Raw genomic sequence first — 26,707 nt, forward strand, 5'->3', positions numbered from 1 at the left:
TAAAATAGGTTAATGGATGTGATAAGGATGATTTGCAGTATGACCGGATTCGGACAAGCGAATCGTTCTTTTGCGGGATACAACGTGTTTATCGATGTGAAATCGGTCAATCATAGGTATAGTGAAGTGTCGATTCGACTGCCGAAGGAATGGACGGCTTTTGAAGACGCTTTGAAGAAAACGGTGCTGCAAGCGGTGAAGAGAGGACGGGTAGACGTCTTCGTCACGGCGGAACGTGAAACGGCTTCCCCGAAGAGCGTAACGGTTAACTTTGCTTTGGCAGATGCCTATTTACAGGCTGCGGAGCAGTTGAAGGAGCGTTATGGGTATGCCGAGCAGGTCGAGCTCAATGATTTATTGAAACTTCCGGATCTCATTCAGATGAAGGAGTCGCGTAAGGAACCTGATGAAGAGATTGAACAGGAATTATGCGCCTGCTTGCAGGAGGCCGTTGCCAGATTATCCGACATGCGGCTGCGGGAAGGAGCGTTTCTGGAGCAAGATATTCGTGAGCGCTTGGCGGAACTGAAGCGAATCCATGTGGAATTGGAAGCTTTGGCACCTCAGGTGGTTCAAGACTATGCGGCTAAGATGACGAACAGAATTCAGTCTCTTCTACAGGATCAGACGCCTGTGGATGAGCAGCGCTTAGCGACAGAAATTGCGATATTCGCAGATCGTTCGAATGTGGATGAGGAATTAACTCGACTGAAAAGTCATTTTGAGCAATGTGATCAATTGCTTACAGAGAAAGAGCCTGTTGGTCGAAAGTTGGATTTCTTGATCCAAGAAATGAATCGAGAAGTGAACACGATCGGATCCAAGTCCAATCACTCGGAGCCTACGGCTAGAGTGATTACGATGAAAGCAGAGCTTGAGAAGATGCGCGAACAAATACAGAATATCGAGTGAAGCGGCATGGAGCTTCGCGAGGAGGAAGTCGTAATGGCTATCAAATTAATTAATATCGGGTTCGGCAACATCGTATCGGCGAACCGCATTATCTCGATCGTAAGTCCGGAATCGGCTCCGATCAAGAGGATCATTCAAGAAGCGCGTGATCGTCACATGCTGATTGACGCTACATATGGTAGAAGAACCCGTGCCGTTATTATCACTGACAGCGACCATGTGATTTTGTCGGCAGTACAACCAGAGACGGTAGCGCATAGACTTTCCAACAAGGACGATGATCATGACGAGTAATACGAATACCCTTGAGCGTGAGAGAGGCATTCTGATTGTTCTATCCGGTCCTTCCGGTGTCGGCAAGGGAACCGTTTGCGCCGCGCTGCGCAAGTGCTCACCGGATATCGTCTACTCGGTATCGGCCACAACCCGTTCTCCTAGACAAGGGGAAGTGGATGGTGTGAACTATTTCTTCAAAACGCGGGAGCAATTTCAACAGATGATCGAAACGGATGAAGTGTTGGAATGGGCTGAATATGTAGGTAACTTCTACGGCACTCCGAGACGTTTTGTTGAGGAAACGCTGCGCTCCGGTCAAGATGTCATCTTGGAAATCGAAGTGCAGGGTGCTCTGCAAGTTAAACAAAAGTTTTCCGAAGGTGTTTTCATTTTCTTGCTGCCGCCTTCTCTAGATGAGCTTGAGAATCGCATTGTAACGCGTGGTACGGAGACGGATGAAGTCATTCGCAGCCGCATGTCGGTGGCTATAGACGAAATTCGCTTGATGGAGCACTATGACTATGCGATTGTGAATGACCATGTAGAAACGGCTTGTTCCAAAATACAAGCGATTCTCTTAGCAGAACATTGCAAAAAAGATCGGATGTATCCAAAAATCGTACAATGGATGGATGAGGTGAATTGAATGCTATACCCTTCAATTGATAAACTGCTTGATATCGTGGATAGCAAGTATTCACTGGTTGTAGCTGCTTCCAAAAGAGCAAGATCCTTGCGTGATGGCGCTAAATCAAATTTGAAAGGCCAAAAGGCCCACAAACATGTTGGTGTTGCGTTAGAAGAGCTATATGGTAACTACATCGGTTATGAAAAAATTGAGACGACAGAGACTGAGAAATATCAGAAGAAATAAATTGGTTTACCCAACAACCCTAGTGGTTGTTATTTTTTTCTCAAATTGTGCGTAGAAAGGGGATACCTATGAGTGTACTGCATGGTAAAACGATTGTGCTCGGCGTATGCGGAGGCATTGCCGCTTATAAGGCTGCTGCTTTAACGAGTAAATTGACACAAGCTGGTGCAATTGTGCGTGTTATTATGACCAAATCAGCTGTTGAATTCGTAGCGCCGTTAACGTTTCAAACGCTGTCACGTCATCATGTTTTTGTGGATACCTTTGATGAGAAAGACCCTTCGGTTGTATCGCATATCAACTTGGCGGATAGTGCTGACCTCGTGCTTGTTGCGCCTGCAACGGCGAATATGATTGGCAAGCTAGCGCTTGGTCTTGGCGATGATATGCTCAGTACGACGCTGCTTGCAACCATGGCACCGATATGGGTAGCGCCTGCAATGAACGTGCATATGTATGCGAATCCAGCTGTACAGCATAATATGCAGACCTTGCTAAGCCGTGGAGTGCGGTTTATTGAACCGGGAGAAGGGCAATTAGCTTGCGGTTACGTTGGAAAAGGACGGCTTGCTGAACCTGAGGAGATTCTTGCTGCGGTTGAGCAGTATTTTAAGGGGGAGCCAAGGCGCTTAGAAGGACAACGTGTCCTTGTGACTGCCGGTGGCACCGTTGAACGTATTGATCCGGTACGGTACATTACGAATGACTCCTCCGGCAAAATGGGCTACGCTATCGCTGAAGAAGCGGTGCGTATGGGAGCCAAGGTGACGTTGATATCAGGACCATCCGCTTTATCCGCGCCTGATGGCGTTCAGCTTATCAATGTTCAGTCTGCTTTGGATATGAGAGAGGCCGTGCTAGCTCATTTGGTTGAGAGTAACCTCATTGTTAAGGCCGCTGCGGTTGCCGATTACCGCCCAACGGTTATTTCAGAGCAAAAGATCAAAAAGAAGTCGGAATCGCTAACGCTAGAGCTGGTTAAAAATCCGGATATTTTACAGGAAATCGGTATGCTCAAAAAGCATCAGTTCATCATCGGGTTTGCTGCGGAGACGGAACGTTTAGACGAGCATGCGATGGACAAGCTGAACCGTAAAAACTGTGATCTCATCGTTGGTAATGATGTATCACAGGAGGGTGCGGGCTTTAGCGGAGATACGAACGTGGTCCGGTTCTATGATCGTAATGGGCTTGTAGAGGCCCTTCCTATACAAAGTAAGAAAGATGTGGCACGTAGACTGCTCGAGCTTGCGGCGGATCGTATGCATACCGCAGCGGGGGAATCCTGATGTACGCCAAAGTCATTGTCGATGTCCCAGCGAAACAAACGAACCGGGCATTCGACTATGAAGTACCCGCATCACTGAGCAAATGGGTTGAAGTGGGCAGTCGCGTTGGCGTACCTTTCGGCCCTCGGGTGCTGCAAGGCTTTGTCGTCGAACTGCTTGAGGAAACGCAGGTGGATGTGACTCGCATTAAGCCGATTCAGAACGTCCTGGACTTGGTTCCTCCGCTCACGGAGGAACTTGTGAGTCTGGGGAGGTGGGTCAGCCGCATGTACTTGTGCCATGAAGTTACGGCACTTCAGGCGATGCTGCCCGCTGCGCTTAAAGCGAAATATGAACGTGCGATCGGGGTCGGGGAGGAGTCTGGCGAGCAATCGCTGCTGGACATGTCGGATCTCCAAGAGATTGTTAGTTTCGTTAAGTCCAAAGGTTCAGTCTCGATGGATGCTTTGATGGAGCGTTTTGCAACTGACGGCGCCCTCATTAAACAACTGCTGAGCGCAGGTATCCTAACGGAAGTACAAGTGGTCAAAGACCGAATGAACACCAAGAAGGCATTGACCGTTTTCCCTCCAGTTGGAGGCAGTGGATTGGAAGAGGCTTTGGCCGAGCTTCCTGCCAGAGCTAACAAACAGCAGGATGTGCTGCGATATTTGATGGAGCATCCACACGCGATTCGGCTTACGGAGCTGATGGAAACGGTGGAGGTCGGCGCAAGCACGGTCAAAAGCTTGGCGGATCGCGGGTGGATTGAGCTGCGTGAGGTCGAAGTGATGCGCGACCCCTATGCGGGTCGTGCTTTCACGCGGACGAAGCCGCTTCCTTTAACGGAAGAACAGAGCAGTGTCTTTGCGGAAATTAGGGATGCTGTAGCGGAGGAACGGAATGAGGTATTTCTGCTGCATGGGGTTACGGGCAGCGGTAAAACCGAAGTCTATTTACAATCCATTCAGCAGTGCTTGGATATGGATAAAGAAGCGATTGTGCTCGTTCCTGAAATTTCACTGACGCCGCAGATGGTAGAAAGATTTAAAGGGCGGTTTGGCGATTTGGTCGCCGTCCTACACAGCCGGTTATCGAATGGTGAACGGTACGACGAATGGCGCAAAATTATGCGTAAGCAAGTGAAGGTTGTAATCGGCGCTCGTTCGGCGATTTTTGCTCCTTTTACGAGAATTGGCCTTATTATCATTGATGAAGAGCACGAATCTTCCTATAAGCAAGAGGAGAGCCCCAAATATCACACCCGTGATGTGGCGGTTCAAAGAGCGAAGCAGCAAAACGCCGTCGTTGTACTCGGTTCCGCAACTCCTTCTCTTGAAAGTATCGAGAAAACAAGGCGACGCCGCGACAGGGATAAACCTCCCTTTCGGTTGTTGACGATGCGGGAACGCGTGGCCAGCCGACCGATGCCCCCAGTAGCTATTGTTGATATGCGTGAGGAGCTGAAAAACGGAAATCGTTCTATGTTCAGCCGTTCCTTGTATAAAGCGATCGAAGATCGGTTACAAAAGAAAGAACAGATTGTTTTACTGCTGAATCGGCGTGGGTATGCGACGTTCGTTATGTGCCGTACATGCGGTTTCGTCTCGCAATGTCCGCATTGTGATATTTCACTAACCTATCATCAAAGCTCGCGCATGCTGCGTTGTCATTATTGCGGCTATGCGGAGCGTGAGGTTACGCAGTGTCCTAGCTGTCAGTCGGAGCATATTCGTCATTTTGGAACAGGAACACAGCGTGTTGAAGAGGAGCTTAGTAAGATTTTCCCCGGGATTCGGGTCATCCGCATGGATGTAGATACCACGACGGAGAAAGGTTCACATGAAAAATGGCTGACGATGTTTCGCGAGAAGCAGGCGGATGTGCTGCTTGGCACGCAGATGGTAGCCAAAGGGCTGGATTTTCCTGACGTGACCTTAGTGGGGGTTATTGCAGCGGATACGGTACTTAATCTGCCGGATTTCCGTTCAGCGGAGCGGACTTTTCAGTTATTAACACAGGTTGCAGGCCGGGCGGGTCGTCATGAAAAGCAAGGGGAAGTGTTCGTCCAGACATACACACCTGAACATTACAGTGTGCAATATGCAAGCAGGCACGATTATATCGCTTTTGCGAACCATGAGCTTGATATACGTGCAAATTTAGGCTATCCGCCTTATCAACGTTTGATTCTGGTCACTTTTTCGCATGAGCAAGTCCCGCTCTTGGTACGTTCTGCGGAGGCTTTTGTAACGAGACTGAAAGAGATTGCTCTTCCGTATCGAGCCCAACAGGTTGATTTGTTTACGAACACGTTGTCCACGGATCAATCTTTTCAAATGGATGTGTTAGGACCTGTTGCATCGCCGATTTCGCGAATCAAAGATAGATATCGATTCCAATGCGTGGTAAAATATCGGGGGGAAGATCAGGCTGCAGAGATCGTTGCTAAAGCAGTAGCTTGGTTTGAAGAGCGCTCAGCGAAAGAAAAGCTGCTGATTAGCGTGGATGTTGACCCGCAATATTTGATGTAATGAACCCCAAATAGAGAAGACTTCAAAGGTAGGTGCACATTATGGCTATTCGTATTATTGTTAAAGATCCAGATCCAGTGCTGCGTGAGAAAGCCATCACGGTTACGAAATTTAATTCCAATCTGCATAAACTTCTTAATGATATGGCAGACACGATGTATGAAGCTGAGGGCGTAGGCCTTGCTGCCCCGCAAATCGGTATTCTTAAACGCGTTATCGTCATGGATTGCGGAGAAGAACACGGTGGATTGATTGAAATGGTCAATCCTGAGGTTGTCACTTCAAGTGGTGAACAAATGGGGCCGGAAGGCTGCTTAAGTATTCCCGGACTTCGCGGCGATGTACTTCGGCCGCTCCATGTTACGGCCAAAGGCCAAGATCGTCATGGGAATCCGATTGAAGTGACGGGTACGGATTTGCTGGCTCGCTGCATTTTCCATGAAATTGATCACTTGAACGGTGTTCTGTTTACGGATCTTGCAACCAAAACGTATACGGCTGAAGAAGAGGAAGATTCCGAGTGAACATTATTTTCATGGGCACGCCTGATTTCGCAGTACCCTCTTTGCGTCTTCTCTTGGAGGAAGGCTATAACGTGACGACGGTTGTCACACAGCCGGATCGGCCGAAAGGACGCAAGCGCGTCCTGACGCCGCCACCGGTTAAGGTGGTAGCAGAAAAGCATGGGATTCCGGTCCTTCAGCCGGAGAAATTGCGTCAAGCGGATTCGGTTGAGCTTTTGAGACAATTAAAACCGGATTTGATTGTGACAGCCGCTTACGGACAGATCTTGCCCAAAGCGGTTTTGGACCTGCCGCAGTACGGGTGTATTAACATCCATGCTTCGCTGCTGCCCAAATATCGAGGCGGAGCGCCGATTCATCACGCTGTGCTTCGGGGGGAAGCCGTAACTGGCGTTACGATTATGTACATGGCCGTAGGTCTTGATACCGGCGATATGATTTCAAAGGTGGAGCTTCCGATTGAAGATACGGATACGACGGGCTCATTATTTGAAAAGCTAAGCATAGCCGGTGCTGATCTGCTTAAGCGTACACTGCCTGATTTACTGGCAGGACGTATCCAGGCTGTCGCTCAAAATGAGGCAGATGCCATTTATTCTCCGAATATCCGCAGGGAGGACGAATTGATCGATTGGTCGCGTTCTGCCGCCCAGCTTTGGAATCAAGTACGCGGCTTAAACCCTTTCCCCGGCGCTTACACGCTCTGGAACGGGGAAGTTATGAAAGTGTGGGCGAGCGCGAATCCGAAAAGTTCTTCGGAGCCAAGAAGCCGAAGCTTCTCTGGAATCAGCGGAGATGCACCTGTTCCTGGAACTGTACTTGGCAGTAGTGAGCAGGGCATTGAAGTGATGACGGGTGAAGGTACGCTGTGGCTGACTGAGATCCAACCTTCAGGCAAAAAGGCGATGCCCGTGTCAGAGTTCGTACGAGGTGTGCAAATCCCAGCTGGTACGGTATTCGGACACAGTAACTAAAGCAACTAAAAAATGAGGTATTCGATTTGTCAACGCAAAAACCAAATCGTCCGCAAAACGGACTTATGAAATCGCAGGGGGCCGGCAAGCCCTTTGCTCCAAAATCATCCTCAGGCGCTGCGAAGAGCAGCGCTGTTAAGCATTCTGCCCGTGATGCGGCGCTGGATGTGTTGATTCGAGTTGAAGAAAATCAATCGTACAGCAATTTGCTGCTGAACCAGGTATTGCAAAAGCATGCTCTTGAACGGGCGGATGCGGGACTGGCGACGGAGCTTGTTTATGGGACCATCGGACGGAAAAATACGATCGATTTCTTCTTGGAGCGTTTCGTCAGCAAGGGGCTCGCGAAGCTCGAGCCCTGGGTGAGATGCTTGCTGCGGCTGAGCTTCTATCAGCTGCATTATTTGGACCGCATCCCTGACCATGCGGTCGTGAGCGAAGCGGTCAATATCGCGAAGCGCCGAGGCCATCAAGGCATCTCGGGCATGGTCAACGGCGTGCTCCGCGCGGTGATCCGCAGCAAAGCCGAGCTCACGCTGCCGGCTGCGCTCGGCGACGTGAAGCGCATCGCGCTGAGCCATTCCCATCCGGAATGGCTCGTGCGCCGGTGGATCCGTCAGCTGGGTGCCGAGCTGACGGAACAGATCTGTGCGGCGAACAATGAGCCGCCGCACGTCAGCATTCGCGCGAACGCGAGGCGCCGCAGTCGCTTGGAGCTGCTGGAGCAGCTCCAAGGCAGCGGCCTCAGCGCGGAAGCGTCAGAGCTGGCCCCGGCCGGCATCCTCGTGCAGGGGGCCGGGAACATGGCATTAGTCCCCGGCTTCCAGCATGGGGACTTCTCGATTCAAGACGAGAGCTCGATGCTCGTCGCCGAGGCTCTGGATCCGCGTCCAGGCATGACGGTGCTGGACTGCTGCGCCGCCCCTGGCGGCAAGACCGCGCATATCGCCGAGATGATGGACGATGTGGGCAAGATCTGGGCTTGTGATCTGCATGAGCACAAGCAGAAGCTGATCGCAGATCAAGCGGAGCGTCTGGGACTGACGTCGATCCAGACGCTGGTGATGGATGCTGCGAAGCTGGACGAACATTTTGCGGCGGAGTCATTTGACCGCATCCTGCTCGATGCGCCCTGCTCGGGCCTTGGGGTCATTCGCCGCAAGCCTGACCTTAAGTGGGCGAAGCAGGAGGCGGAGATTGACGCGATTAGCGAACTGCAGCATGCTATTCTGAGCAAAGTGCATAGGCTGCTCAAGCCGGGCGGCGTGCTGGTCTACAGCACGTGCACGATTGAGCATGCAGAGAACGCGGGCATGGTTGAGCGCTTCCTCACCGAGCATAGCGAGTTTGAGCTAGCACCGCTGCCGGCGGATGTTTTCGCAAGGATTGACCCTGCGGCTGCCGCAGCCGGTATGGTGCAAATCCTGCCGCAGCAGTTTCATTCCGACGGTTTCTTCATCGCACGGCTGCGCAAACGTGTATAGCTTGTCAGCCGTAGGCTAAGCAACGGTTCTTCTTGCTTTAACTGTATTTACTACAGTTAATTTCGAGGGAACCGGGAAATTAAGCTGATTTCATCTAATCAACTGCACTTTTTACAGGTAATTGCCTCAAAAAGGGCTAAGTATTCGATTTAGCTGCACTTTTTGCAGGTAATGCTCGGGTTGTCTGGGTTGGTGTTGACGGTTGCTCGGCCAGGCAAATGCCTATCGTCCGCAGCTGCTAACCACGGGGACGTGTGTTCGTTCTCGCTTTGTGATAAAATAACATACGATTAGCAAAAAAATAGACGAAATAACAACAGGTTGTGATAAATGTGACTAGTAAAGTCAGTGAGAATGTGAAACCATTTGTGTATGATTTAAATTGGGATGAGTGGCAGAGCTGGGTGAAAGAGAACGGCGAGTCCTCGTTTCGTGCTGGACAAATTTTTGACTGGCTGTATATAAAGCGGGTATTCAGCTTCGATGAGATGTCGAACTTGCCGAAGACGCTGCGGGACAAACTGAAGGATCAGTTTGAGTTCGTTACGTTGACAGAGATTGCCAAGTATCAGTCGCAGGACGGTACGGTCAAGTTTTTATTTGAATTGGAAGACAAGAATGCCATTGAAACAGTTGTCATGAAGCACAACTACGGCAACAGTATTTGCGTAACAACGCAGGTAGGATGCCGGGTAGGGTGTACGTTTTGTGCATCTACGTTGGGCGGTTTGAAGCGGGATTTGAGACCAGGTGAGATTGTGGCCCAAGTTGTTAAAGCCCAGAAATTGCTGGATGAGTCAGAGGAGCGAATCTCTTCCATCGTCATTATGGGTATTGGCGAGCCTTTTGAAAATTATGAAGCGACAATGAATTTCCTTCGTGTCATGATTCACCCGAAAGGTCTGAACATTGGACAACGTCATATCACAGTATCGACGAGTGGGATTGTGCCGAACATTTATAAGTTCGCTGATGAGAATTTACAAGTGAATTTGGCGATTTCGATTCATGCTCCGAACGATAAGCTTCGTTCTAAGCTAATGCCGGTCAATCGGAGATTTCCTTTCGTTGACTTAATCGAAGCTTGTAAGTATTACATTGCCAAAACCGGCAGACGAATTACGTTTGAATATGCCCTTATGGGGGAAGTGAATGACCAGCCTGAACATGCAGAGGAACTAGCGCAAGTGCTGAAGGATATGCCGCTTAGCCACGTGAATCTGATTCCTGTGAATTTCGTGGCCGAACGGGATTTCAAACGTACGCCTAGGGATGATATTTTCACCTTCCAGCGTATTCTTGAGAAGGGCAAAATTAATGCCACCATACGTCGTGAACAAGGTAGTGACATTGCTGCTGCCTGTGGACAATTGCGCGCGAAGCATATGGAGAACAAGTAATGAGGTGAAATCCGGATGAAGATGGTAAGCCGTACCGATATTGGCAAAGTCCGTTTAGTGAATGAGGACCAAGCCGCCATCCATCATGATCTCAATGGCCTATCTTTGGCTATTGTGGCTGATGGCATGGGGGGACATCAAGCTGGTGATATCGCCAGCCAAATGGCCATCGAAATGATTGCAGATCAGCTGCAATCGATCCATTGGGGAATGTCTGTGGAAGCTTGTAAGCAAGTGCTGAAGGAAGCCATTGAAAAGGCGAATGAGAAAATTTATGAATTCGCCTCAGGGCAAGAAAGTTATCATGGTATGGGCACGACGGTTGTTGCCATTATTGCTTCGCAAGAGCTTCTTATTATTGGACATATCGGTGACAGTCGCGCTTACAAGATCACCGATGAATCGATCACACAACTAACGGAAGATCATTCTTTGGTGTATGAGCTTGTCAAGAACGGGCAGATTACCATCGAAGAAGCCGATCATCACCCTAGACGTAACTGGATTACTCGCGCACTCGGCACAGAGCCGGGCGTAGAGGTGGATCTCTATGAGTACGCGTGGCGTCCGGGTGATATCGTTCTGATCTGTACGGATGGTTTAAGCGGATTGGTGGATTCCGGCGACATTTTACGAATTGTCAAATCACATGAACGTATGGAAGATGCAGCGGAACAGTTGATTCAAAGCGCGCTTGATGAAGGTGGAGACGATAATGTGACGGTCGTTTTACTTGCGCACGATCATGATTCGGACGAAAAAAGGGGTGATGGGAATTGATCGGTAGAAAGCTTGGAGGCCGCTATGAAATCTTAGATCGCATTGGCGGAGGCGGCATGGCTTTAGTCTACAAAGGGCATGATCTATTATTAAATCGTAAAGTGGCTGTGAAAGTACTGCGCCAGCAGTATGTGCACGATGAAGAATTCATTCGTCGTTTCCGTAGAGAAGCTCAAGCAGCCGCTTCACTTTCTCATCCTAATATCGTCAGTATTTATGACGTCGGACAAGAAGAAGACGTGCATTATATTGTGATGGAATACATAGAAGGCACGACTTTGAATGATGTTATCAAAGAGAGAGCACCGCTGCAGGTCGAAGATGCGGTTCACTACGCGAGTCAAATTGCAGATGCCCTCGATCACGCCCACCACAATGAAATCATTCATCGGGATATCAAACCTCACAATATTTTGATCGGTAAAAACGGCCGTGTCAAAGTGACGGATTTCGGTATCGCACGGGCTGCCACGTCTTCCACCATAACGCAAACCGGATCGGTTGTCGGTTCTGTGCACTATTTCTCACCGGAACATGCCAAAGGGACGAATACAGGGGAGAAATCCGATTTGTATTCCCTAGGTATCGTGATGTATCAAATGCTGACAGCTCGGCTGCCTTTTCTCGGTGAGAGCCCGATTTCAGTGGCTTTGAAGCATTTGCAGGAAGATGTGGAAGAACCGCGTAAGGTGAACCCTCTCATTCCGCAAAGCGTGGAAAACATTATTTTGAGAGCCATGCGCAAAAAGCCTGAAGAACGCTACCAGTCTGCGAAGCTAATGATGGCAGATCTCGATACCTGTTTGAATCCGGATCGCCGGAATGAAGCGAAGGTAGCTTTCTGGGATGCGGATGGGATGGACGAAGAGCGTACCCTTGTGATGCCTGCGATTCGCGCAGACCAACTCGGACAGTTCGAAGATGATGATGAGCCCGAGAAACCTGCCTGGCGGGAAGAGCCTGCTCCTTCTAAAGGGAAAGGGTGGATTAAGCCGCTCATTTGGATTGTCGTTTTGTTAATGGTGCTCGGCGCTATGTGGTATATGGTCGGGTACGTGAAAGGGATGTTTGCCATTGAAACCGTCGAGGTTCCCAATGTGGCAGGCAAACCGTTGATTCAAGCTCAAGCTGAATTGACGGCGGTTAAACTCAGCTCCACGGTTGAATATGATTTGGACAGCAAGCTTGCTAAAGACATTGTCATTCGTCAAGATCCTACGGGGATGAGAATGAATTTGGGCACCAAAGTGACGCTGTATGTTAGTAAGGGTATGCCCAAAATCAAGATGGATAATTATGCAGGGCAACCATTTAAGGATGTTAAGCTGAAGCTGCAAGCCCTCGGCATCAAGGATGATCAGATTACGATTACACAAGAGACGACTGATGGTGCTCCAGATATGATTTTGAAGCAATCCCCTTTGGCTGGCGAAGAGTTTGAGCTTGACAAAGCGGTAATTGCTTTTACCGTAAGCAAAGCCAAGGAAACGTTCAAAATGCCGGATCTCGTCGGAATGACGGAAGCAGAAGCTAAGGCCCAACTCACAAAGCTGAATCTTAAGCTCCCTGTGAATGGCATTACCCGTGAGAAAAGCTACAAAGTCGCGAAAGGGAAGGTTGTCAAACAGTTTCCTTTTGAAAAAAACCAGGATGTATCCGTTGGCTCTGAGATTTCTTTGATCATTAGCGACGGATTGCCGGAGGATGCCGGACAGCTTACGGTAAGTATTGCTGTTAAGCCGACGACGGAAGGCAAAGATTCTGAGTTCAAAATTGTCGTAAGTGATGCCCAGTATGAGAACTTTGAATACAAAACAGAAAAAGTATCGAAGCCTCAGAATATGGATGTCAAAGTCATTGTTTCTCCAGATAAGAAAGCTGTCATCTTGATTAAAGAAGGAGATAACTTGGTCAACTCCATTACTCGCACATATCAAGACTACTTGGATCAAAAAAATGGAAAGACAGTATCACCTAGTCCTTCCACGTCACCATCGCCATCGCCTAAACAGCAAAGCAATGGACCGGCTATTCCGGTTGGCGGCACTGGAAATGGGCAAACAGGCGGCACTGTCTCTAAACCACCTGCTGGAGGCACACCTTAATGCCGCAAGGATATATCGTAAAAGCGCTGAGCGGCTATTATTACGTATTGCCTGAGGAGGCCGATCTCCGTGAAGCCAAGACGGTTACTTGCCGCGGAAGAGGCGTTTTCAAAAACAGAAACATAACCCCCCTTGTAGGAGATCGCGTTATGTACGCGGAAACGGAGAATGGGGAAGGGACCGTTACTGAAATCCTTCCCCGCACTTCGGAGCTCATACGACCTCCAATCGCCAATGTAAACGTGGTTGTGCTCGTTTTTTCGGTGACAGAGCCTGTTCTCAATTTGCAGTTGTTAGATAAATTTCTGGTCCATATCGAAAATACGGGCATTGATGTTTTGTTATGTTTCACGAAAAGTGATTTATTGACGAAAGATGATGAGTCGTCCGTTCCCAAAGAAATGACGGTTGCCGAGCTGGAGCGGATTACGAAGCTCTATGAGGGAATCGGTTATACGGTAGTGAAGACGAGTTCTAAGCTGCAAGAAGGCGTGGAAGCGATTCTGCATCATTTGGACGGAGCCGTCAGTGTTTTTGCTGGACAATCCGGTGTGGGTAAGTCTTCTCTGCTTAACGCAATGATTAGTGGTCTTAATCTGGAGACGAATGCCATTTCTCAGCGATTAGGCAGAGGAAAGCATACCACACGTCATGTTGAGCTGCTGCCACTCACGAATGGTGGCCTTGTAGCCGATACGCCGGGATTCAGCCAGTTAGACTTTATGGAAGTCGAAGCAGAGGGTCTCAGCAGCTGCTTTAAGGAGTTTGCCGCGATAGCGGAGGGCTGCAGGTTCAGAGGCTGTTTGCACCTGCATGAGCCGGATTGCAAGGTTCGTGATGCGGTAGCCGAGGGAGTTATTGCAGCTTCTCGGTTTGATCATTACTTGTTGTTTTTAACTGAAATCAAGGATCGGAAGAGGAGGTATTAGGACGGATGGTATACGTAGCACCTTCTATTTTATCAGCCAATTTCGCTAAACTTGGGGAAGAGATTAAGGAAGCGGAGCTTGGCGGAGCCGACTGGATCCATGTGGATGTCATGGACGGCCATTTCGTGCCAAATATCACAATTGGTCCACTTGTAGTTGAAGCGATACGCCCAATGACCAAGCTGCCGCTTGATGTTCATTTGATGATTGAGCAGCCAGATCGCTATATACCTGATTTTGTCAAAGCGGGTGCCGATTTGATATCCGTCCATGTGGAGGCATGTACGCATCTGCATCGGACACTTCATCTTATTAAGCAAAGCGGGATTAAAGCGGGGGTTGTGCTGAATCCTGCAACCCCGATTTCGCTGATCGAGCATGTACTCGATGAACAGCTGGATCTTGTGCTTATTATGACGGTCAATCCTGGATTCGGTGGACAGGCTTTCATTCCTGGCATGCTGAGCAAAATTCGCACGCTTCGTGAGCAAGCGAATGCTAAGGGATTGAAGGGGCTTCATATTGAAGTGGACGGCGGTATTAACCAGGTGACGGCTCGCCAGGTGGTGGAAGCTGGAGCCGATGTGTTGGTTGCTGGCAATGCTGTGTTTGGGCAGTCCGATCGTGCCGAGGCTATCAGGCGAATTCGCGGGTAGAGGGGGAACGAAGGACAATGAGATTTCTCTGGTTATTGATGTATAGTTTGCTTTGCGCAATCCTATTGGCGTGTTTTTCAAATATACATGATGTCTCGAAGTATATATTCTCGCTTGGCGCCCTGTATGTAGGGATGCGATTCTTTCGTCGGTTTGAGCAAATTGGGTTTCGCATTTGGTTCATCGTTATTTCTGTTCTCTTCTATTTTATTTTCAGTTTAATTTATGCGCTTTACACGCAGCTGGGCATAACTGCACCATAGCCGCATACATATAGTTACAAGAGTGAAGCGCTCTTGTAGCTTTTTTTGTTTTCTGGAAGCGAGCGAATTGTGGGAGAAAGTAAAAATAGAAGGCACTTTTTTACGGTCCGGGCATATACTGTTGTAACGATGCTAAGGAGCAGTCATGCAACTTGTGAAAGCATATGCTTACGACGTAAGTTTCTTCTGAAAACTTGAAGTCTGTGCTCATGGAGTCAGTTTTCTGCCTTCCTCTAAGCGCGGTCGCTCATCTTCGTAAGACCTCGGTAGAGGTTTATCTCACGAAAACTCTAAGCGAATGCTCATGAAGTCAGTTTTCTGACGAAAACTCTAAGGAGGGGTAGAGAATGAAGTTCTACACAATCAAACTACCAAGATTTTTGGGTGGATTCGTGAAAGCCGTACTTAATACGTTTAGTAAAAACTAGGCCAACACAATACTTACCCCATTCCCCCAGAAATGCAAAAAAAGCACCGATAAGGTGCTTTTTGTCTTTCACATAAGAAAGTGTAAGTATGCGCAGCTACAAATTAAACGCGAGCCACTTTTCCGGATTTCAACGCACGAGTACTTACGTAAACCCGTTTTGGTTTGCCATCAACGAGGATGCGAACCTTTTGAACGTTAACTCCCCAAGTACGCTTGTTTTTATTGTTAGCGTGGGACACGTGATTTCCTGAAGAAGGACTTTTACCTGTAATGAAACATTTGCGGGACATGTTTGACACCTCCTTGGGCAGTATACAAAGCAGCCTGGGTGGCAAGCCTAAGCTTGACATGACAGCTTTCCATAATTTTAGACATTGTTTGGTTTGTTGCGATTCATAATATAACCAGCAAAAACACACTTAAATATAATAGCATAGCAAAAGGAGCCTAGTCAACGAATTACCTGCACTTTTGCCGTTTATTTATTCAGTATGTTATAGTACAATGAAGATTAGCCCACATTCCAAGTACATAGTAATTGACTTATTAAGTCGAATTTGCTAAAGCAAGTAGGAAAGGGAATGCTTACAAAGTTAGTCTTGCTAAAGCGAAACTTGAAGGAGTTGTTAGATAATGCCAATTGAACTCACAACCGAGTACGGAAAAGTGTATATTACCAATGAAGTGATTTCAACACTGGCGGGATCCGCTGCGTTAGATTGTTATGGACTTGTTGGCATGGCGACGAGAAAGCAACTGAAAGACGGAATAGCTGAATTGCTAGGCCGGGACAATTTAAGCCGCGGCGTGGAAGTCCGCCATGAAAACGGGCGACTCGAAATTGATCTTTATATTATTGTCAGCTATGGAACGAAAATATCCGTAGTCGCAGGTAATGTCCAAACGAAAGTCAAATATATTTTGAATGACGTTGTAGGGCTTCATGTAGACGATGTGAATATCTTTGTTCAAGGCGTTCGTGTAGCCAAGTAAAAGCCCGATAACCAGGAAGGGGAATCACTTTGAGTAAGCGCTTTATTTCAATAAATGGAAATGACTTCACAGCCATGGTCTTGGCGGGTGCGGATAACCTTCGTAGAAATGTAGATAAGGTTAATGGATTGAACGTTTTTCCTGTACCCGACGGAGATACCGGCACCAACATGAATTTGACACTCACTGCGGGTTGTGAGGAACTTAAAAAGAAGCCATCCTCCCATATTGGGAAAGCAGCTGATGCATTGTCGAAAGGGTTACTGATGGGCGCAAGAGGCAACTCAGGGGTTATTCTGTCACAGCTGTTTCGCGGATTCGCGAAACATGTGCATGATCTTGAGCATGTAAATGTACAGCAATTCGCGGGCGCTCTGCAGCAAGGTGTAGAGACAGCTTACAAAGCTGTTGTGAAGCCGGTGGAAGGAACGATTTTGACGGTATCGAAAGAAGCAGCTAAGCATGCTACACAGTATCGGCGTGGAAGTGACCTGCTTGATCTCATGCAGGAGGTTCTGGGCAAAGCGAAGGAAGCCCTCGCTAGAACGCCTGAGCAGCTTGCTGTGCTCAAACAGGTCGGTGTGGTAGATGCAGGCGGACAAGGGCTTGTATGTGTTTATGAAGGCTTTGTAGCGGCGTTAAGCGGCGGTCTGGTTCAAGTGAACGATGACTATGCTACGATGGATACAACACTTGGTGCGGTTTCACTCGTTCCCGGCATGAACCTAGCGAAGGAAGTGCACGCACATCTTCCCGCACAGGCATATTTGGCTACGGAAGACATCGAATTCGGATATTGTACGGAATTTATGCTGACGATTGCTCCAGGCAAGATCAAAGGACTAGTTTTCGATGAAGGCACGTTCCGTGATCAACTGAGCAAGTTGGGGGATTCGCTGCTGGTTGTAGCCGATGACGAGTTGGTGAAGGTTCATATTCACGCCGAATACCCGGGGGAAGTAATGAACCAAGCCATGAATTACGGTGCTCTGAGCCGTATCAAAATTGAAAATATGCGCGATCAGCATTCATATATATTGGAAGATATGACCGAAGGGTACGAAGCTTCTGTTTCTACTACGGCCATAGCTGTACCGCCAAGCAAGGCATATGGTTTCGTTGCGGTTGCTCTAGGTGATGGCATTACCGATATTTTGTCTAGTGTAGGCGTCGATGTCGTTCTGTCCGGTGGACAGACGATGAACCCAAGCACCGAGGATATTGTGAATGCGGTTAACAGCATTGATGCAGACACCATTTATGTGCTGCCCAACAATTCCAACATTATTTTGGCTGCGCAGCAAGCTATTGAACTGGTAGACAATAAAACGCTAATTGTGATCCCATCTAAATCGATTCCGCAAGGTCTTGCTGCCATTCTGGCGTTCCAAGAGAAGGCGGATGCCAAAACAAATACGGAAGCCATGAGTGAATCACTTCGACGTGTAAAATCGGGCCAAGTTACTTACGCTGTGCGCGATACGAACATGGACGGTATTGACATCAAACAGGGCCATTTTATTGGCATCCAAGATGGGCGCATTGTATCTTCAGAGCCGAGTCTCCTGGATGCTTGTAAGAAGCTGCTGGAGGAAATGATTGAAGAAAGCAGCGAAATTGTCACTATCCTCACCGGAGAAGATGCCGTCGATGCAGAGACGAAGGAGCTAGAGGCGTTCATTCAAGCGGCGTATCCCGAAATAGAAATTGAGCTTCATCCTGGCGGACAGCCTTTGTATGCGTACCTGTTTTCCGTCGAGTAAAAGAATACCATTAGCAGTGGAGTAAATTCGTTGAATGGAGTGAGCCCTGTTGACAAACATTCGTATCGTAACGGACAGCACGGCCGACATACCTTTGGCACTCAGACAAGAACTTAATATCGAGATGGTGCCTCTCAAGATTCATTTTGGAGATGAAGAATATTTAGATACGGTGACGCTGCAGTCTGAGGAATTTTATCCGAAGCTGACCTCGTCACCTCACTTTCCCCGTACGTCACAGCCGTCTCCTGCGGAGTTTTTGGACTTGTATCAGAGACTGCTTGAAGAGCCCAATACGGAGGTTATCTCCATTCATTTGGCATCTGTGTTGAGCGGAACATACCAGTCAGCGCTGTTGGCTACCACGATGCTGGAGGACTCGCCGGGCAAGGTTCGTGTGTTCGATTCCTGCTCGGCTTCCTATGGGATTGGCGCTCTTGCTGTAGCTGCTGCCCGAGCAGCTAAGGCGGGGCAAAGTGTCGAAGAGATTTTAGAGCTTGTACGAACGATGAGAGAGAACTTTTACATATACTTCCTCGTAGATACGCTAGAATTTCTACAAAAAGGTGGAAGAATCGGCAAAGCATCCGCGCTTTTCGGTTCTTTGCTAAACATAAAGCCCATTCTTTCTCTCGATCGAGCGGGCGAAGTAGCTGCGATTGATAAGGTTCGCGGTCACAAAAAAGCGGTTGCGCGAATCCTAGAGCTGTTGGCGGCGGATGTATCGGGTAAGACAATCCGCAGTTTACACATTGCTCATGCAAACAATTTGGAAGGTGCGGAGCAGCTGCGTGCGGCCATCATGCAGCAATTTGTTGTGGAGCATGTGGACTACATTACACTGGGACCTGTTATTGGCGCACACGCTGGACCAGGTACCATCGCAGCGTTCGTTAGTACGGTGTAAGATATGGATTTGAATCAATTCGAAGTACGCGAAGTCCATGGAGTGGGCGCTCAGAAGGCACTTGAGCTGAACTCCATGGGCATTTTTACGGTTATGGATTTACTGGAATATGTGCCATTCCGGTATGAGGATTACACGGTACGTGATTTAGCTAGTGTGAAGGACGGCGACCGCGTCACTGTGAAGGGTTACATCATCGGAGAGCCGGTGCTGCAGCGCTACAGCGGCAAGTCCCGACTATCCTGCAAGGTGATGGTCGATGAGTTCCTGCTGACGGCGGTGTGGTTTAACCGCCACTTCTTGAAGGACCGCTTGCGGCCGCAGCAGGAGATTATACTCACCGGCAAATGGGACGGCAAGCGCAGGCAAATGAGCGTATCCGATTCGGAATTTCCCGGACAAGGCGATTCCAATACCGGCACTATACAGCCGGTGTATTCGGTTGTAGGCTCTGTTACGCAGAAGTGGATGCGTAAGGTTATTCAGCAGGCGCTGACGCAGTACAGCGCGATGATCAGTGAAGTGCTGCCGGCAGCCATTACCGGCAGGTATGGGTTTATGCCGCGCAGCAAGGCGCTGGCTGTCATCCACACGCCGAGCGGTGTGGAGGAAGGCAAGCAGGCGCGCAGGCGCATGGTGTATGAGGAGCTGTTCCTATTCCAGCTCAAGCTCCAGGCTTACCGCGCCGTGACGCGCAGCCGCGCGGATGGGTTGAAGCAGCAGGTGGACTTGCCTGCTGTCCGCGCCTTCGTGCGCGCGCTCCCCTTCCAGCTGACGGAGTCACAGAAGAAGGTCGTAGGCGAGCTCCTGCACGATATGCAGGAGCCGTACGCCATGAACCGACTGCTGCAAGGCGATGTCGGTGCGGGGAAGACGATCGTCGCGGCCATAGGCCTCTACGCGACGGTGAAGGCCGGCTACCAAGGCGCGCTGATGGTGCCGACGGAGATTCTGGCTGAGCAGCACAAGCGCTCGCTGGACAGCTTGTTCGAGCCCTACGGGCTGCAGGTTGCGCTGCTGACAGGCAGCTCAACCGATCGGCAGCGGCGGGATCTGCTGGCTTCCTTGCAGATGGGCATGATCGACGTGCTGGTCGGCACGCATGCCCTCATTCAAGAGGACGTCTACTTCCGCCAGCTGGGGCTTGTCGTGACGGACGAGCAGCACCGCTTCGGGGTGAACCAGCGCAGCATCCTGCGGCGCAAGGGCATGAACCCCGACGTGCTGACGATGACCGCGACGCCAATTCCGCGTACACTGGCGATTACGGCCTTCGGCGACATGGACGTTTCGACGCTGCGTGAGCTGCCGAAGGGGCGTAAGCCGATCAAGACGTACGCGGTTCAGCACGCGATGCTGGAGCGTGTGCTCGGCTTCATCCAGCGCGAGGTCGCCGCAGGGCGGCAGGCCTATATCATTTGTCCGCTCATCGAAGAGTCGGACAAGCTGGACGTGCAGAATGCCATCGACGTCCACATTCAGCTGCAGCAGCATTTTCCGCACATGCGAATCGGCCTGCTGCACGGGCGAATGAGTGCGCAGGAGAAGGAAGCGATCATGCGCGCATTCAAGGAAGGCACCGTGGAGGCGCTCGTGTCGACCACGGTGATCGAAGTCGGCGTGGACGTGCCGAACGCCACGCTGATGGTGATCTACGACGCCGACCGCTTCGGCCTGTCGCAGCTGCATCAGCTGCGCGGGCGGGTGGGCCGCGGCGAGCACCAGTCCTTCTGTGTGCTCATCGCCGACCCGAAGACCGAGGTCGGCAAGGAGCGCATGAAGGCGATGACCGAAACGACCGACGGCTTCGAGATTGCCCGGCGCGATCTAGAGCTGCGCGGGCCGGGGGACTTCTTCGGCACGAAGCAAAGCGGTCTGCCGGAGTTCCGGATCGCCGACATGATGGCGGACTTTGAAGTCATGGAGCAGGCACGCGATGATGCGGCTGAGCTTGTCGGTGACTCGTCCTTCTGGACGGGGGCTTCGTTCATACCGCTCAGAGCCTACTTGCAGCGCGCGCAGATTTTTGACAGCGAAGTGTTGGACTAATCAGCCTTATAACTAAAATAAACAAAACGCTAGGATGGACTGATGACAACTGTCAGTCGCTGATCCTAGCGTTTTTTTACTATTTTATCCTTTCCCCCGCACATTCATCCGATATTCCGTAGGTGGAAAGCCGGTATCTTTGCGGAAGCTTTTCGCGAAATGGTTCGTATCCTCATAACCAGTCTGCTCGGCAATTTCTTTCATACTGAGCGACGTAGTCGTGAGCAGAAATTTGGCCTTGTCGATGCGCTTGCGCTGCATGTACTTGGCCGGGGGCATGCCAAAGTGCTTTTTAAAATATTTGATCAAGTAATTGGGGTGCAGGTGAACGGACTTGGCCATTTGTTCCACAGTGATGCTCTTATGAAGATTCTGCTCAATGAATTGCCGTAATTGGCCGAGTCGGTCCATTTCATCGGTACGCTTTTGCAGTACCTGTACAGGAACCGCTTCCAAGTAGCTGGATATGATTAGCAGCAGGATCGCTTTTTCCCGTAAACGCGAAGTTAGTGACGGTTCATGATGCAAGGTGGCAAGCTCCTGAAACCATGCCGTCATCTGTTCGACATTGCGAATTTGGATGAACAAAGGAATATCCAGCCATTGAAATAGATCAAAAGAACCGATATGTGCCGTGAAGTGGCACCAATATTTTAAATAAGGACGATCGCTGATCGTGGAGTAAGAATGGAGCGCGTGGGCAGGAAGCAGACATAGCTGACCGGGCATAGGATTAAGCTCTTGATGGTCAACCTTAACCCAGCCTTCGCCTTCCAGAATCCAATACAGCTTATTATGCTCTGGTGTAAAATTAAGCTCCTTCCACGAGGTGGTACACTGCGTAAGATGAGCCTCTAAAATGTGGATCTGTAGGTTCTGCAGAAGGTCCGATAGGAATGTAATTTGCTGCGTATTCATCATCATGTTCACCTGAGAATGTTAATTATATCCTGATTGAGGTTAGTTTCGTACCTGTCTATTATAGCACAGGCTTGGTAGACTAAAGCTGTGAAGTTTAAATGCGAAAGGTGTGTAGCTGATGACAAGCAATCATCCGATTATTCAAGAACGAACAGAGCGTACGCAGTGGTTTCTGCAGGATCGATTCGGTATGTTTATTCATTGGGGACTGTACGCTATTCCAGCTAGAGGAGAATGGGTGCGCAGTGTCGAGCGTATTTCGGTAGAGGACTATCAAACGTATTATGATGAATTCGATCCTGTCCGTTATGATCCTAAGGCGTGGGCGCGTGCGGCGAAGCAAGCGGGTATGAAATATGCCGTATTGACAGCGAAGCATCATGACGGTTTTTGTTTATTTGATAGCGCTCTCACTGAGTATAAGTCAACGAATACACGCGCCGGGCGAGATTTGGTTCGCGAATTTATTGAAGCGTTTCGGGCGGAAGGTTTAAAGGTGGGGCTCTATTATTCGCTAATCGATTGGCATCATGAGGATTATCCGGCTTATGGGGATCGCATTCATCCGATGCGGGATAATGAGAACTACACAAGAAATCCGGAGACGTTCGGTCGGTACCTTCAGTACATGCATGGGCAAGTAAGAGAGCTGCTGACGAACTATGGTAAGTTGGATGTTATGTGGTTCGACTTCTCTTATGATCGCATGAAGGGTGAGACATGGAAAGCAACCGAGCTGATGGCGATGATTCGATCTCTGCAACCACATATCATCGTAGACAACCGATTGGACGCAAGCGGTGAAGAAGGCGGAACTATTTTCACTAAAAATCCGCTCAGCTATTCGGGAGATTTTGCTTCACCGGAACAGATCATTCCGCCGCAAGGCGTGACGGATGACGAGGGCAATTCGCTTCCATGGGAAGCTTGTATCACTCTGAATAATAACTGGGGATACGCAGCCCAAGATTTCCAATATAAATCCTCAACTACCCTTATCCGGAAGCTGATAGAGTGTGTCAGCAAAAATGGGAATCTGCTCTTGAATGTGGGTCCGAATGCGCTCGGAGAGATTCCGAAGGAGTCGCTGGACATTTTGGCAGAGATCGGCAATTGGGTTCAGAAAAATGGGGACAGCATTTACGGCTGCGGGCAAGCCTACTTACCGAAACCGGAGTGGGGCAGGTATACGCAAAAGGGCAATCTGCTGTATGCCCACTTGTTTGAGGAAAGCATAGGTCCTATTAACTTGAACGGGTTGGCTGGTAAGGTGAAGAAAGCAAGGCTGCTATCTGACGGTTCCGAGCTCTTCCTAAGCCGTCCTTGGAATGCCGCCCAGTATCCGGATGATGCGTTCATTAGTTTCGCTAGACCTGAGCACTCCAGCTATCCGCTGCCGGATCATAGAGCTACGGTTGTGGAGTTGGAGTTACTCTAAAGACGGAAATAAATTAACATTTGACCGTGCCCGCATTCGATTTTAAGATGATAGTAGACAGCTTACTATTCTTTTGGAAACGAAGGTGTATGGAATTTGACTTATTTCCTCTGTTATTTACTGCTGATGAATATCGTTACGTTCATAGAAATGGGACATGACAAGGGACAAGCCAAAAAAGGCGGGCGTAGAGTGCCTGAAAAACGTCTTTTTATATTGGCTGCTCTCGGTGGCGGGATTGGCGGGTGGCTCGGTATGCGGGTTTGGCGCCATAAGACGAAACATACCTCATTCGTCATTGGCATGCCGCTGCTTGTTATGCTAAATAGTCTATGTGTCATCATGATCGCGATTTATATGTAGCAATAGCAAAAAAAGGAGACAGTTGCCGACAGCGGCAGCTGTTTCTTGTTTTATACAGGAGTCCTAGTCAAGTTTGCATGCGTTTACTCATAAGATAGGAGCATGACAGGTTATCGGAGGTGCGAACATGAGCTATCACCATTATGGCATCGATCCTGCGCTCGTAGAGCGCGTAAAGTTCAAGATGAAAAATCCAGAGATCAAAGAACGCATTAAAATGCTGCTGCAGGGTGTTACGAAGGCTGATTTACAAAATCATACCAAAGTTACGCGCTTAATAGGACTTGCCGCCGGCATTCTCGGTGAGAAGCTAAGCGGAAGCCAAACGACCCAAATTTTGCAGTTTATCCTTGCACAAAAGATTGATCCATCTAACGCCTTTCACTTGATCAAACTCTGGTCCATGTTTCGATAGACTAAACAAATGCGCCACTTGCAGGGTTAAAGATACCCTGTTAAGTGGCTTTTTTTGCTTCCAGAAAAATTCACTTGCATAACGAATACGTGTTCGGTATATAATAAGTAACACGAATATATGTTCGCATATGGTGGTGGAAATATGAAAGTTAGCTCAAGTTCAAGAATTGAGACAGAAGAGGATGTTCAAATTGTTAAGGAATACACGCTGCTGCCCATTTTGCTCGATATGCTGGCAAGGGATATGGAGGAGCTCAAGGTTTATAAGGATAAAATCGTGTACAATCATATTCTTTTTTATCTCAGAGAGGTTGAAATGGCTATTTATCCGGAATTACAAAGTATTAAGAGCCAGATGAAGAAACGAGATATTAAAGTTATCCATACCGAAATGAATGCCTTAGGCATTAACGTAGAATACAAAGTCCGAGGCTATATTCATCATTTCACGATGCTTCGCAGCTTGGTCAAGGCTGAGCTTATGACCACGCTCATGAATATGCGGGGGGGATTGCGGTGAGCAAAGATCGCCACGGCGGGGAACGAACGATCTTCCTTGCCGATTGTCAGAGCTTCTATGCCAGTGTGGAGAAAGCGGGTCATCCGGGCTTGGAGAATAAACCGGTTGCTGTTGCAGGAGACCCTGCTCTAAGATCGGGTATCATTCTAGCCGCCTGCCCCGTTGCCAAGCAATACGGCGTATCCACAGCTGAACGTTTGGGTGAAGCGCTTAAGAAGTGTCCTGAGCTGATCGTGATGCGTCCGCACATGCAGCATTATATTGATGTTTCGCTGCAGATTACCAAGATTTACGAAGAGTTTACCGATCTTGTTGAAATTTTCAGTATTGACGAGCAGTTTCTTGATGTTACAGCGAGTTTATCTATGTTCGGAGATCCGATCACGATTGCGAAAACCATTCAGCTAAAGGTGTTCAGTCAAACGGGGGTAAAGGTTCGCATAGGGATTAGTTCTAATAAAATACTTGCGAAGATCGCGACCGATATTTGGGCTAAAAAGAATGAAAGTGGCATTTTCACGCTGCACCCATCAGACGTGGAGAAATACTTGTGGGAGCAGCCTGTAAGTAAAATGTTTGGTGTCGGTTCTCGAATGACCGCCCATTTTGCCAAGCTAGGTATGTATTTGATTGGCGATGTGGCGAGAACGCCGCTGCCGCAGCTCAAGAATAAATTCCGCGCACGCTTCGGCAAGCAGTCGGACATTCACGCCGAAGTCATGTGGCGAACAGCGAACGGGCTGGATGATAGTCCGGTCACGCCGGGTACGTTTGATACGCCTCCGAAGTCCGTAGGCCATATGATGACTTTGCCGAGGGACTACGCGGACTCCTCTGAAGTAGATACCATCCTGCTCGAGCTTACGGAAGAGGTGTGCCGCGACTGTAGGCGCAAAGGCTATATGGCTTCAATTGTTACCGTAAGCTGTATGTGCAGTCCTTTCGACGCCCCGACGGGCTTTTCGCGTCAAATGAAGATGCCTGATCCTACGAATCATACAAGTACGGTGTTTCAAGCTGTGAAAAAGCTTTTCTACAAGTTCTGGGACACCATGCCGGTACGTCGAGCTGGTGTCATGCTGAGCCAGTTAGTAGATGATGATACCTACCAGCTTACCCTCTTCGAGGATCAGATCAAGGCGCGAGCGCTTGAAAAAGTGACGGACAGCATCAAGGACCGATTCGGCAACGCGGCGATTGTTCGTGCTTCCTCGCTCACAACAGCCGGCCAAGCGCAGAACAGGGCGCTCAAAATCGGAGGGCATTATAAATGAGCAAAAAATTGGAAAAAAACGGCCTATGGGAATCCAGCAGGATGATGCTGCCTCAGCATCGAGAGGCTTTTCAGAACCAGCGCAGTGATAGACCTGCTCCGGCCAACCGTCCCACAGCGGAAGACATTGGGGTTATGCGAGATTATGTCTTGCTGCCGCTCATGCACGGGATGATCAAGAAAAAAGCCAGTGAAATCGAGAGATCCTCCGAAACGCTCCGAATGCTTTATGCCCGAGTCGCTCATGCGCTTGCTGCGCATATACAAGCCGACTTAAGCGAAGTTAAAACCAAGATGATGCAGCGAAGCATTCAATTATTTGAAGAGGAAAAGAATGACCGCGCCATTCACTACCGTTATGTATGTCGTGGGCATGAAGATGCGCTTATCATAGCTAAAGATTACATGCGTGCTGAAATTAGCGTGCGAACAGCACGGTACATTGATCATCTGGTAGCAAGTGTGTATAACGCTCCGAAAGTTGATGAACAGAAAGCGTAGAACGAGAGAAGCTCGAAATAATAGCAAGACCAAGACAGTAAGCCCGATGGAGAAATCTCCCTCGGGCTTACGCGAATTGACGTGAGTAATTCTTTTTCTCATAATGGAGGAAGAGTGTTGCGGAACTAATAGAGTGGGAGAACCATGCGAAGG

The 26,707-nt window shown here is 49.1% G+C and carries 27 protein-coding genes; 25 read left to right on the plus strand and 2 right to left on the minus strand.

Annotation, left to right across the window (positions count from 1 at the left end; translation table 11 throughout):
* Positions 1-39 precede the first annotated feature (39 nt).
* From QFZ81_RS12720 to spoVM, 15 genes are all read left to right on the plus strand, one after another.
* Complete coding sequence (locus QFZ81_RS12720) at positions 40-912, plus strand: YicC/YloC family endoribonuclease (protein WP_307602986.1); 873 nt, start codon at positions 40-42, stop codon at positions 910-912.
* Between the two features lie 33 nt (positions 913-945).
* A complete protein-coding gene (gene remA, locus QFZ81_RS12725; RefSeq protein ID WP_009672664.1) occupies positions 946-1,206 on the plus strand; it encodes an extracellular matrix/biofilm regulator RemA in 261 nt (86 codons plus the stop codon).
* The gene (gene gmk / locus QFZ81_RS12730) at positions 1,196-1,834 is read left to right on the plus strand and encodes a guanylate kinase (RefSeq protein WP_307443767.1); all 639 of its coding nucleotides are present in this window, start codon (positions 1,196-1,198) and stop codon (positions 1,832-1,834) included. Before remA ends, gmk begins: the two co-directional genes overlap by 11 nt.
* The gene (gene rpoZ / locus QFZ81_RS12735) at positions 1,835-2,062 is read left to right on the plus strand and encodes a DNA-directed RNA polymerase subunit omega (RefSeq protein ID WP_171648715.1); all 228 of its coding nucleotides are present in this window, start codon (positions 1,835-1,837) and stop codon (positions 2,060-2,062) included.
* A gap of 68 nt (positions 2,063-2,130) precedes the next feature.
* Complete coding sequence (coaBC, locus tag QFZ81_RS12740; protein ID WP_307602987.1) at positions 2,131-3,351, plus strand: bifunctional phosphopantothenoylcysteine decarboxylase/phosphopantothenate--cysteine ligase CoaBC; 1,221 nt, start codon at positions 2,131-2,133, stop codon at positions 3,349-3,351.
* Positions 3,351-5,864, plus strand: a complete 2,514-nt coding sequence (gene priA, locus QFZ81_RS12745; protein ID WP_307443763.1) for a primosomal protein N' — start codon at positions 3,351-3,353, stop codon at positions 5,862-5,864. Before coaBC ends, priA begins: the two co-directional genes overlap by 1 nt.
* Before the next feature lie 41 nt (positions 5,865-5,905).
* Positions 5,906-6,388 (plus strand): peptide deformylase, encoded by a 483-nt coding sequence (gene def, locus QFZ81_RS12750; RefSeq protein ID WP_307443760.1) that lies wholly within the window; start codon positions 5,906-5,908, stop codon positions 6,386-6,388.
* Entirely contained in the window at positions 6,385-7,362 is a 978-nt protein-coding gene (gene fmt / locus QFZ81_RS12755) for a methionyl-tRNA formyltransferase (RefSeq protein WP_307602988.1), read from the plus strand. The genes def and fmt overlap by 4 nt, the downstream gene beginning before the upstream one ends.
* Positions 7,363-7,427: 65 nt before the next feature.
* Complete coding sequence (gene rsmB / locus QFZ81_RS12760) at positions 7,428-8,846, plus strand: 16S rRNA (cytosine(967)-C(5))-methyltransferase RsmB (protein WP_307606886.1); 1,419 nt, start codon at positions 7,428-7,430, stop codon at positions 8,844-8,846.
* A gap of 356 nt (positions 8,847-9,202) precedes the next feature.
* Complete coding sequence (gene rlmN, locus QFZ81_RS12765) at positions 9,203-10,246, plus strand: dual-specificity RNA methyltransferase RlmN (protein WP_373462770.1); 1,044 nt, start codon at positions 9,203-9,205, stop codon at positions 10,244-10,246.
* Between the two features lie 15 nt (positions 10,247-10,261).
* A complete protein-coding gene (locus tag QFZ81_RS12770; RefSeq protein ID WP_307443754.1) occupies positions 10,262-11,026 on the plus strand; it encodes a Stp1/IreP family PP2C-type Ser/Thr phosphatase in 765 nt (254 codons plus the stop codon).
* Positions 11,023-13,131, plus strand: coding sequence for a Stk1 family PASTA domain-containing Ser/Thr kinase (pknB, locus tag QFZ81_RS12775; protein WP_307602990.1), 2,109 nt, complete (start codon positions 11,023-11,025; stop codon positions 13,129-13,131). Before QFZ81_RS12770 ends, pknB begins: the two co-directional genes overlap by 4 nt.
* Positions 13,131-14,060, plus strand: a complete 930-nt coding sequence (rsgA, locus tag QFZ81_RS12780) for a ribosome small subunit-dependent GTPase A (RefSeq protein ID WP_307443748.1) — start codon at positions 13,131-13,133, stop codon at positions 14,058-14,060. The genes pknB and rsgA overlap by 1 nt, the downstream gene beginning before the upstream one ends.
* Before the next feature lie 5 nt (positions 14,061-14,065).
* Positions 14,066-14,716, plus strand: a complete 651-nt coding sequence (gene rpe, locus QFZ81_RS12785; RefSeq protein ID WP_307443746.1) for a ribulose-phosphate 3-epimerase — start codon at positions 14,066-14,068, stop codon at positions 14,714-14,716.
* Between the two features lie 610 nt (positions 14,717-15,326).
* Positions 15,327-15,407: a stage V sporulation protein SpoVM gene (gene spoVM / locus QFZ81_RS12790; protein ID WP_036634233.1), complete on the plus strand. Its 81-nt coding sequence runs from the start codon at positions 15,327-15,329 to the stop codon at positions 15,405-15,407.
* 103 nt (positions 15,408-15,510) lie between these two features.
* Here spoVM and rpmB read toward each other — a convergent pair whose 3' ends face one another.
* A complete protein-coding gene (gene rpmB, locus QFZ81_RS12795) occupies positions 15,511-15,699 on the minus strand; it encodes a 50S ribosomal protein L28 (RefSeq protein WP_029197753.1) in 189 nt (62 codons plus the stop codon).
* Between the two features lie 343 nt (positions 15,700-16,042).
* Here rpmB and QFZ81_RS12800 point away from each other — a divergent pair, with 343 nt between their 5' ends.
* The 4 genes from QFZ81_RS12800 to recG are packed head-to-tail and all read left to right on the plus strand — an operon-like array spanning position 16,043 to position 21,121.
* Positions 16,043-16,402, plus strand: a complete 360-nt coding sequence (locus QFZ81_RS12800) for an Asp23/Gls24 family envelope stress response protein (RefSeq protein WP_057303556.1) — start codon at positions 16,043-16,045, stop codon at positions 16,400-16,402.
* 29 nt (positions 16,403-16,431) lie between these two features.
* A complete protein-coding gene (locus QFZ81_RS12805) occupies positions 16,432-18,165 on the plus strand; it encodes a DAK2 domain-containing protein (protein WP_307443742.1) in 1,734 nt (577 codons plus the stop codon).
* 49 nt (positions 18,166-18,214) lie between these two features.
* Complete coding sequence (locus QFZ81_RS12810; protein WP_307443741.1) at positions 18,215-19,072, plus strand: DegV family protein; 858 nt, start codon at positions 18,215-18,217, stop codon at positions 19,070-19,072.
* A gap of 3 nt (positions 19,073-19,075) precedes the next feature.
* Positions 19,076-21,121: an ATP-dependent DNA helicase RecG gene (gene recG, locus QFZ81_RS12815; protein WP_307443739.1), complete on the plus strand. Its 2,046-nt coding sequence runs from the start codon at positions 19,076-19,078 to the stop codon at positions 21,119-21,121.
* A gap of 84 nt (positions 21,122-21,205) precedes the next feature.
* Here recG and QFZ81_RS12820 read toward each other — a convergent pair whose 3' ends face one another.
* Entirely contained in the window at positions 21,206-22,039 is an 834-nt protein-coding gene (locus tag QFZ81_RS12820; RefSeq protein ID WP_307602992.1) for a helix-turn-helix domain-containing protein, read from the minus strand.
* A gap of 121 nt (positions 22,040-22,160) precedes the next feature.
* Here QFZ81_RS12820 and QFZ81_RS12825 point away from each other — a divergent pair, with 121 nt between their 5' ends.
* The 6 genes from QFZ81_RS12825 to QFZ81_RS12850 all read left to right on the plus strand — a co-directional run bounded on the left by QFZ81_RS12825 (position 22,161) and on the right by QFZ81_RS12850 (position 26,554).
* Positions 22,161-23,480 carry an alpha-L-fucosidase gene (locus QFZ81_RS12825; protein ID WP_307602994.1) on the plus strand — a complete coding sequence of 440 codons (1,320 nt, stop codon included), beginning with the start codon at positions 22,161-22,163 and terminating at the stop codon, positions 23,478-23,480.
* Positions 23,481-23,576: 96 nt separating this feature from the next.
* Positions 23,577-23,843, plus strand: a complete 267-nt coding sequence (locus QFZ81_RS12830) for a DUF1294 domain-containing protein (protein ID WP_307443734.1) — start codon at positions 23,577-23,579, stop codon at positions 23,841-23,843.
* A 127-nt stretch (positions 23,844-23,970) separates the two neighbouring features.
* On the plus strand, positions 23,971-24,258 hold the full coding sequence (locus QFZ81_RS12835) for a stage VI sporulation protein F (protein WP_307443732.1): 288 nt from the start codon (positions 23,971-23,973) through the stop codon (positions 24,256-24,258).
* 144 nt (positions 24,259-24,402) lie between these two features.
* Complete coding sequence (locus QFZ81_RS12840) at positions 24,403-24,780, plus strand: YhjD family protein (RefSeq protein ID WP_057303562.1); 378 nt, start codon at positions 24,403-24,405, stop codon at positions 24,778-24,780.
* Positions 24,777-26,054: a DNA polymerase IV gene (locus QFZ81_RS12845; protein ID WP_307602996.1), complete on the plus strand. Its 1,278-nt coding sequence runs from the start codon at positions 24,777-24,779 to the stop codon at positions 26,052-26,054. The genes QFZ81_RS12840 and QFZ81_RS12845 overlap by 4 nt, the downstream gene beginning before the upstream one ends.
* A complete protein-coding gene (locus QFZ81_RS12850) occupies positions 26,051-26,554 on the plus strand; it encodes a YhjD family protein (protein WP_307443599.1) in 504 nt (167 codons plus the stop codon). The genes QFZ81_RS12845 and QFZ81_RS12850 overlap by 4 nt, the downstream gene beginning before the upstream one ends.
* The last annotated feature ends 153 nt before the right edge of the window (positions 26,555-26,707 follow it).

This window comes from Paenibacillus sp. V4I9 (assembly GCF_030817295.1).
GTDB lineage: Bacteria > Bacillota > Bacilli > Paenibacillales > NBRC-103111 > Paenibacillus_E.

Excerpts from the sequence above, each read along its gene's own strand:
- QFZ81_RS12720 (WP_307602986.1), top strand. The coding sequence starts at position 40 with ATGACCGGATTCGGACAAGCGAATCGTTCTTTTGCGGGATACAACGTG.
- remA (WP_009672664.1), top strand. The coding sequence starts at position 946 with ATGGCTATCAAATTAATTAATATCGGGTTCGGCAACATCGTATCGGCG.
- gmk (WP_307443767.1), top strand. The coding sequence starts at position 1,196 with ATGACGAGTAATACGAATACCCTTGAGCGTGAGAGAGGCATTCTGATT.
- rpoZ (WP_171648715.1), top strand. The coding sequence starts at position 1,835 with ATGCTATACCCTTCAATTGATAAACTGCTTGATATCGTGGATAGCAAG.
- coaBC (WP_307602987.1), top strand. The coding sequence starts at position 2,131 with ATGAGTGTACTGCATGGTAAAACGATTGTGCTCGGCGTATGCGGAGGC.
- priA (WP_307443763.1), top strand. The coding sequence starts at position 3,351 with ATGTACGCCAAAGTCATTGTCGATGTCCCAGCGAAACAAACGAACCGG.
- def (WP_307443760.1), top strand. The coding sequence starts at position 5,906 with ATGGCTATTCGTATTATTGTTAAAGATCCAGATCCAGTGCTGCGTGAG.
- rsmB (WP_307606886.1), top strand. The coding sequence starts at position 7,428 with ATGAAATCGCAGGGGGCCGGCAAGCCCTTTGCTCCAAAATCATCCTCA.
- QFZ81_RS12770 (WP_307443754.1), top strand. The coding sequence starts at position 10,262 with ATGAAGATGGTAAGCCGTACCGATATTGGCAAAGTCCGTTTAGTGAAT.
- rsgA (WP_307443748.1), top strand. The coding sequence starts at position 13,131 with ATGCCGCAAGGATATATCGTAAAAGCGCTGAGCGGCTATTATTACGTA.
- rpe (WP_307443746.1), top strand. The coding sequence starts at position 14,066 with ATGGTATACGTAGCACCTTCTATTTTATCAGCCAATTTCGCTAAACTT.
- spoVM (WP_036634233.1), top strand. The coding sequence starts at position 15,327 with ATGAAGTTCTACACAATCAAACTACCAAGATTTTTGGGTGGATTCGTG.
- rpmB (WP_029197753.1), bottom strand. The coding sequence starts at position 15,699 with ATGTCCCGCAAATGTTTCATTACAGGTAAAAGTCCTTCTTCAGGAAAT.
- QFZ81_RS12800 (WP_057303556.1), top strand. The coding sequence starts at position 16,043 with ATGCCAATTGAACTCACAACCGAGTACGGAAAAGTGTATATTACCAAT.
- recG (WP_307443739.1), top strand. The coding sequence starts at position 19,076 with ATGGATTTGAATCAATTCGAAGTACGCGAAGTCCATGGAGTGGGCGCT.
- QFZ81_RS12820 (WP_307602992.1), bottom strand. The coding sequence starts at position 22,039 with ATGAATACGCAGCAAATTACATTCCTATCGGACCTTCTGCAGAACCTA.
- QFZ81_RS12825 (WP_307602994.1), top strand. The coding sequence starts at position 22,161 with ATGACAAGCAATCATCCGATTATTCAAGAACGAACAGAGCGTACGCAG.
- QFZ81_RS12835 (WP_307443732.1), top strand. The coding sequence starts at position 23,971 with ATGAGCTATCACCATTATGGCATCGATCCTGCGCTCGTAGAGCGCGTA.
- QFZ81_RS12840 (WP_057303562.1), top strand. The coding sequence starts at position 24,403 with ATGAAAGTTAGCTCAAGTTCAAGAATTGAGACAGAAGAGGATGTTCAA.
- QFZ81_RS12850 (WP_307443599.1), top strand. The coding sequence starts at position 26,051 with ATGAGCAAAAAATTGGAAAAAAACGGCCTATGGGAATCCAGCAGGATG.